The 7,018-nt window shown below is 48.2% G+C and carries 8 protein-coding genes; 4 read left to right on the plus strand and 4 right to left on the minus strand.

Going from position 1 to position 7,018, the window contains the following annotated elements; all coding sequences use genetic code 11:
• Positions 1–19 precede the first annotated feature (19 nt).
• Both radA and OCU14_RS09230 read right to left on the minus strand, forming a co-directional pair.
• Complete coding sequence (gene radA, locus OCU14_RS09225) at positions 20–1,396, minus strand: DNA repair protein RadA (RefSeq protein ID WP_261810783.1); 1,377 nt, start codon at positions 1,394–1,396, stop codon at positions 20–22.
• A gap of 93 nt (positions 1,397–1,489) precedes the next feature.
• On the minus strand, positions 1,490–2,029 hold the full coding sequence (locus tag OCU14_RS09230; protein WP_057878091.1) for a dCTP deaminase/dUTPase family protein: 540 nt from the start codon (positions 2,027–2,029) through the stop codon (positions 1,490–1,492).
• A 165-nt stretch (positions 2,030–2,194) separates the two neighbouring features.
• Here OCU14_RS09230 and OCU14_RS09235 point away from each other — a divergent pair, with 165 nt between their 5' ends.
• Positions 2,195–2,536 (plus strand): N-acetyltransferase, encoded by a 342-nt coding sequence (locus OCU14_RS09235; protein ID WP_261810784.1) that lies wholly within the window; start codon positions 2,195–2,197, stop codon positions 2,534–2,536.
• A 6-nt stretch (positions 2,537–2,542) separates the two neighbouring features.
• A complete protein-coding gene (gene rpiA, locus OCU14_RS09240) occupies positions 2,543–3,229 on the plus strand; it encodes a ribose-5-phosphate isomerase RpiA (RefSeq protein WP_057877376.1) in 687 nt (228 codons plus the stop codon).
• A 331-nt stretch (positions 3,230–3,560) separates the two neighbouring features.
• Here rpiA and OCU14_RS09245 read toward each other — a convergent pair whose 3' ends face one another.
• Together OCU14_RS09245 and OCU14_RS09250 are read right to left on the minus strand one after the other, a co-directional pair.
• Positions 3,561–4,781, minus strand: coding sequence for an RNA-guided endonuclease InsQ/TnpB family protein (locus tag OCU14_RS09245; protein ID WP_261810785.1), 1,221 nt, complete (start codon positions 4,779–4,781; stop codon positions 3,561–3,563).
• A 124-nt stretch (positions 4,782–4,905) separates the two neighbouring features.
• On the minus strand, positions 4,906–5,352 hold the full coding sequence (locus OCU14_RS09250; protein WP_261810786.1) for a hypothetical protein: 447 nt from the start codon (positions 5,350–5,352) through the stop codon (positions 4,906–4,908).
• A gap of 108 nt (positions 5,353–5,460) precedes the next feature.
• Between OCU14_RS09250 and OCU14_RS09255 the strand changes: the two genes are divergently transcribed.
• Together OCU14_RS09255 and OCU14_RS09260 are read left to right on the plus strand one after the other, a co-directional pair.
• Positions 5,461–5,895: a MarR family winged helix-turn-helix transcriptional regulator gene (locus OCU14_RS09255; RefSeq protein ID WP_261810787.1), complete on the plus strand. Its 435-nt coding sequence runs from the start codon at positions 5,461–5,463 to the stop codon at positions 5,893–5,895.
• A gap of 211 nt (positions 5,896–6,106) precedes the next feature.
• Positions 6,107–6,913 (plus strand): aldo/keto reductase, encoded by an 807-nt coding sequence (locus OCU14_RS09260; protein ID WP_261810788.1) that lies wholly within the window; start codon positions 6,107–6,109, stop codon positions 6,911–6,913.
• The last annotated feature ends 105 nt before the right edge of the window (positions 6,914–7,018 follow it).

Below are 7,018 nucleotides of genomic sequence, written 5' to 3' on the forward strand. Positions count from 1 at the left end.
CCTTTCAAAGTTGCCAATTTTAAACGCCCAGCGCCAGCTTCAACGCCTGACGTAAGGTGGTTACCCCGACCACATCAATATCGTGGGGTGGTTTCCAGCCTTGTAAATTGTTCTTTGGAACGAATATGCGTTTGAATCCAAGCTTCTTGGCTTCCGCGACCCGCTGTTCAATCCGGCTAACCCGGCGAATCTCACCGGTCAACCCGACTTCACCCACGAAACAGTCGGTTGGTGCCGTCGCCTTGTCGCGATAACTAGAGGCAATACTCATGGCAATCGCCAAGTCGATAGCGGGTTCATCCAGCTTAACCCCACCAGCAGCCTTCAAGAAGGCATCCTGGTTCTGGAGCATCAGATTGGCCCGTTTCTCCAACACCGCCATCAGTAAGGCCACTCGGTTACGATCCAGGCCGCTCGAGGTCCGTTGCGCGTTCCCAAAGACCGATGGGGTAACCAGCGCCTGGACTTCAACAAGAATTGGCCGCGTCCCTTCCATGGAAACCACGATGGCTGAACCATTGGCATCTGCCAATCGCTCCTCCAGGAAGATTTCCGATGGATTGGCAACCTCATAGAGGCCCCCTTCACGCATCTCAAAAATCCCGAGTTCATTTGTCGAGCCGAAACGGTTCTTGACCGCCCGCAGAATCCGATAGGTGTGGTGCAAGTCACCCTCAAAATACAACACAGTATCTACCATGTGTTCCAGAATCTTAGGCCCGGCAATCGCGCCACCCTTGGTCACATGACCCACCACAAAGATGGTTATGTTGTTGGTTTTAGCGATCTGCATCAACTCAGCCGTCACCTCACGAATCTGTGAGACCGATCCGATGGCCGACTCGATGCCCGGTGCCTGCATGGTTTGGACGGAGTCAATGACCACGTAATCTGGCCGCATCTCTTCGATGTTGGCGCGGATGCTAGCCATATCTGTTTCCGGATACAGGTAAAGATTGTCGCTGTTGACGACCAGCCGGTCCGCTCTCATCTTAATCTGTGAGGCACTTTCTTCCCCAGAAACATAGAGCACCTTGCCTCCGGTCGCACTGAGCTGGCCGGAGACTTGGAGTAACAGGGTCGACTTCCCAATACCGGGATCCCCACCGATCAAAATGAGAGAGCCCGGCACAATGCCGCCCCCCAGGACGCGATTAAGTTCCTCCATTTGAGTCTTGACCCGGCTCTCAGTGGTATGTTTGATCTCATTCATCAGTTGCGGATGAGACCGTTCGCCACTCACCGTCACCCGGGTCGATTGGGGCTTCGCATTAGCGGGTGCCACGACTTCTTCAACCATGGTGTTCCATTCCCCACAGTTCGGGCAACGCCCCAGATAACGCGGTGAACTGTAATCACAATTTTGACACACAAATTTCGTTTTCGTTTTGGCCACGTTCATCCCCCAAATCCGTTCAGTTTTCGTATCTTTATTCTAGCATATTTACCGGGCAATCCCCCACTAGTCCGTTAGCTCAATTCTAAAGAATTAGTTACGATCAGAGGACCCAAATCCACCGGTTCGTTGTTGCTGTGGCGCTTGTTCATCATCGGCTAACAAATAAGGCATGAAAATTCCTTGCGCGATCCGTTGGCCCTTCTTGATCACCACATCACTTAAGCCGGTATTCACCAGTTGAACGAAGATTTCGCCTTCATTCTTTTCGTTATTATAGTAATCGGCATCGATGACCCCGACCCCGTTTGGCAAAATCAGATTGTGTTTGAGCGGATTACTCGATCGGTTAGCCAGGATGAGCACCTCGCCTGGCTGCATGTACGCTTTGATTCCCGTAGGAACCAGCCAAGGCTTCAGGTCGCTCTGACCCGCCATGAGTTCAGTCGTGGTCAACGTTTCGCGGTGACGTAACCGTTTGAAGGCGTGTAACAGATCGTGTCGCCAAATTGAAGGTAACGTAAAGTCCTCGGCACATTCAAAATCATAGCCGGCGGCCTGCTGGGTCGTCCGATAGGGTAACTTTACTCCCTGGTTGGCGTACTTACTGACAACTTCAAATCCCCGTTGCATACTGGCACTTCCTCTTCTTATAGTCTGTATTTGACACTCTGTTACTAGAGTAAACACCTTTCCCCTCGATTACCAGTAAAATTGTCCCGCCTGCCAAAATTAGTTGACAAGCCGGCGTGGATAGACCAAAATCGAGGGGAAGCCTGGTTTGGAAAGGAGTCACGCATGACCATTACGGAACATCCCGGACGGCTGACCATCACGTCTGCCGGACAGTTAATCGCGAGTCTGCACTACCTTCAATTGAGCCCCACCTCTTGGGTACTCGAGCAGCTCTTTGTTCGTCCCTCCCAAGACGTTTCAGCCGTTGCGCAGCAGTTGATTAGCCGCTTCGTTGAATTAGCGCAGGACAACGACGTCACTGTCAAAGTCCTGGATCCGTACGCCAAGCGCTACTTCTCGCAACATCCCGCTCCCGACCTACTGGCGGCTAACCAGCTACCGGTAACGGGGCCGACCGCCGTCCAGCCAGTTGCCTTAAATTTACGTCACACAGAAGAGGAGTAATTCAGCATGGATCAAAACGCATTAAAAGCCCTCGTGGGCCAAGAAGCTGTCAAGTACGTTAAAGATGGCATGATTCTCGGAATCGGAACCGGTTCGACCGTTCGCTACATGATTGACGCCTTAGGTAAGCGCGTCAAGGAAGAAGGCCTCAGCATCGTTGGGGTGGCGACTTCCGACCGTTCCGCTAAGCAAGCCGAATCTCTGGGGATTACCATCAAGCAGTTGGATGAAGTTGACCACCTTGATTTAACCATCGACGGTGCCGACGAAATCGACGACAACTTCCAAGGTATCAAGGGTGGCGGTGCCGCTCACCTCTGGGAAAAGATCGTCGCCATCAACTCCACGAAGAACATGTGGATCGTTGACGAAAGCAAGATGGTTCACCACTTAGGCAAGTTCCCACTACCTTTGGAAGTCATCCCATTCGGTTCCAGCCACGTTCTGGAAAAGTTAGACAAGATGGACTTACACCCTGCCTTCCGGATGAACGAAGACGGTAGCCACGTCTTAACCGATTCCAAGAACTACATCATCGACCTGCACCTGGGCCGCATTGATCACCCACACGAATTAGCCAACACCTTAAATGGCATCGTTGGTATCGTGGAACACGGCTTGTTCTTGGACACGGTCAACACGGTTATCGTCGGCCGTCAAGATGGCCCAGAAGTGTTGAACGCCCGCGACTAATTGTCGTTAGTGATCAGCCTAAATAATTTGTACAACTAAAAAATGACAGGCCACAATTGCCTGCCAAGATCCACGAAGCGTGATCCCACCGGCCTTTCAGGCTAAGGGATCACGTTTTTTTAGTCTCTATTATGATTTACTTTCCTTGTTTTCGGCGTTGACCACACTCTGTTCCTGCATCTTGCGACTCGTCAATTGCCCCTGAATGAATTCAGAGGCTTGTCGCTCACGTGTCTGACGACACAGTAGTCCAACATGCCTGTTAGGGAACTCCTACTCGTAGTGGCAACATCATCGGGTAATTGACAGCTACCCGTTTAACTATCAGGATCTACCCAATAGTTGTTAGCTTTTTAATTTTTGGCTGCTTAACACCGCTCAACCAATCCTGTCCGAGCATCTTAATATTCATTGCTCCTAATCGGTCATTGTTACAACGATACTGGCATTTCTTACACCAATACTCATGAGTGTCATGATGGCGATTGTTCTTCTCAACCAAACCACACTTAGGGCATCTCTGTGAGGTGAATGCTGGATTCACTTTCACGACGGTACTTTGAATAACCTGAGCCTCGTACGTTAAGAAAGATTCTAGTTGAAAGAAAGACCAGGAACGGTGGCTATTATGCAAAGACTTAGGCAAATCATCTGTGTTAAAGGTCACATTGGTTAAGTCTTCCAAAACAAAGAGCGTATGCGGGCCATACAATGCAGCGAGTGTCTTAGCTAGCCGATGATTCACATCGGTCATCCAGCGGTTCTCTCGTTGAGCCAGTCGCTTCAGTTTTTTCTTGGCAGACCTGGTACCTTTACTTTGTAGTTGTCGACGGACTTCAAGAAACTTTTTCCGCTTACGTAAGATCCTTCTCCCATCGAAGAATAACGTCTTTCCTTCACTATCAAAAGCAGTTGCTAGGAAGCGCAAGCCACGATCAATCCCTACGATTTGCGGATTATCCTTAGTATCGAAATCACCAACTTCTTTCGTGATACCAATGTGCAGAAACCACTTGCCCTGGTTATGAACTAACTTAGCAGTTCCGAACTTCCAGTCATTGGTAAAGTATTTTTCGAATCCTTTATTAGTGAAGTTCAACTTAGTCCGTTTGCCTAAAGTAGTCAGCGAGATTTGTTGCATCTCATCTACAAAAGAGTAATTACTCTGGCGAACCAAATCTGCTTGTGGTCGACGAAACTGGATGGGTTTCACCAACCAGGTCAGGTTTCTCGGAACTTTAATCCATTTATTTGCTTCATTTTTGTAGCGATAAGAATGTTGTTTCATTTGTTTTTGAACGGTCTTATAACGAGCAGAGACCGTTCGAAAGACAGACTGAATCATCTGACTATTGAGTTCTGATTTTTCTCTAAGTAATTTGTAAAGATGGTGATTTATTTTTAACCAGCTTAACTGAAACTCATGGTCAAAGATCCATTGACTGACAATGTTAGCTAATCGTTGATATTCCTGGCTCATCGCTAGAAATTGTTCCGATTGCCTAGTGTCCGGATAGAGTCTCAGCTTGATTGTTCGCCCCAATTTAACCAATGGATACCTCCCCTGTAGATTGGATTCATTATACCATGTTTAGTCCCCAAAAGGGGAACATATGTTTCGAAAAATGTGCTAAATTCTGGCATTCATCCCGCGATTAAAATCGCAGGTTTTCTGCTTAGTTTTTAATAAAGTGTTGAATGGCTGGCATGACAAAAAGATCCCGGATAAAATACGCCATCGTCAAGGTGCCAAAATAGCTCAGAATAAATTGGGTCACAGACATATGGAACAAGGTCCCGTTCATCAGTAAGGCGCGGGTACTCATCGTAAATGACATGACGAGTAACATCGTCCAGCTTCGAATCGTACCGGCCTTGAGTTGAATGGTCTCTTCGTTAACGAGTCGTCGTGTCCACCATTTGATGAGCAAATTACTCAGATTGACCACAATTAAGAGGTTAAAGACAAAGGCAAAGAGAATTGTCGGGACGACCGCCAATCCAAACAACCGCCACATGGCCAGATTAATCCCCTGACTCTTAGCCATCCCCAACCAGCTCATACTGCTGGCCATCCCGGTACACATCAATAAAGTAAAAAGTAATCGCTGTTTTAAAGTCATTTTAAAGTCTCCTATATAGTTGATAAAGCAACTATTACAGAATAGCCGCATTTAGTTTATTTGTCAACTATATTTTATGCTATACTGACATTAAAGGAGGCCTTTGCCTTGGATATTGTCAAACTTGGAAAATTCATTGGAGCGCTACACCGTCGCTTCCAGACGGCCATGAGTCGCGAACTCAAGCTCCCCGACATTAACGCTAGTAATGCTAACTTTCTCCTACTCATCAGTGAACACGACCGCATCACGGCTAAACAAATCACAACCGAATTAGCCATTAACAAAGGCCTCGTCAGCCGTGAAATGACTCGCCTTGAGAAGGCCGGTTACACCACGAGAACGCCGGATGACGTCGACCACCGAACAACCTGGGTCAGCATCACCCCGCGTGGCTTGGCGGCCTGTGAGACCATTCGTCAGATCAAACTGTCACTCTGGGATGAAGTCCTCGCAGAAACCTCTGCGGCTGACTTAGACACGGTTTATACCCTGTTGTCCAACTGGAGTGAACGGTCAAAAGCCTTCGATCAGAGCAAATAATCGCATCCTAAGAAATTACGCCTCAGTCAAAAGGGCTAGCCAACCAACCTCAATGGGATGATTGACTTGCCCTTTTCCGAGACCGATTTTCTCTTAGACGACCAGCTGTTTTACCCCTGATAAGGGACAATCCCTGAAACTATTCGCCCGGCAGTGTATCATAGATAAACGTACGGTGATTTTAAAAATATTTATATAGCGAGGTAATCACATGGAAACGACACAATTAAGCAACGGCGTTACTATCCCAATGTTAGGTTTTGGGACTTACTTAATCGACAGTAAGGACGTTCCAGCATCCATCAAGACGGCCTTAGATGCCGGCTACCGGCACCTCGACTGTGCCCACATTTACGGCAACGAACCCGCCGTTGGTGCGGCCATCAAGGCTTCCGGCATTGATCGTTCCGACCTGTTCATCACCTCTAAGGTCTGGAACGCCGACCAGGGGTATGACAAGACGCTGGCCGCCTTTGAACAAACACTCTCTGACTTACAATTAGACTACCTGGACCTCTACCTGATCCACTGGCCAAATGAAGAAAACTTCGACCTGACCTTAGACACTTGGCGAGCCTTAGAAACCCTCTACCAACAAAAGAAGGTTCGGGCTATTGGGGTTTCCAACTTCTCTGAAGACCAACTCAACCAGGTCTTTGCCATGGCAAAGGTTAAGCCAATGGTCAACCAAATCGAACGCCACCCTTACAAGGTTCAGGCCGAATTAGGCAAATTCGATACGGACAACGGACTGGTCAACGAAGGTTACTCCCCAATCGGTCACGGTCACTTGATTCTTGAGGACCCCGTGATTGCTAAGTTGGCTGACAAGTACGGGAAGTCACCCGCTCAAATTGTTTTACGGTGGCAAGTTGATACCGGCTTTGTGGTCTTCCCTAAGTCCTCTAAGCCAGCCCGGGTTCGCGAGAACTTCGACATCTCCGGCTTTAACTTAACGGCTGATGAAATTGCCGAAATTAACGCTTTGGACCAAGACAAGCACCTCAACTACGACTAGGATAATGACTCCGATTGTCAATCTTTAATCGGCTCTTTGTCAACGGGTGTTGATGAGAGAGTAAGGGGTTCAATTCACTTACGAATTGGGCTCCTTTTTTCTATC

It is taken from the genome of Levilactobacillus humaensis, from assembly GCF_024345185.1.
Lineage (GTDB): Bacteria > Bacillota > Bacilli > Lactobacillales > Lactobacillaceae > Levilactobacillus > Levilactobacillus humaensis.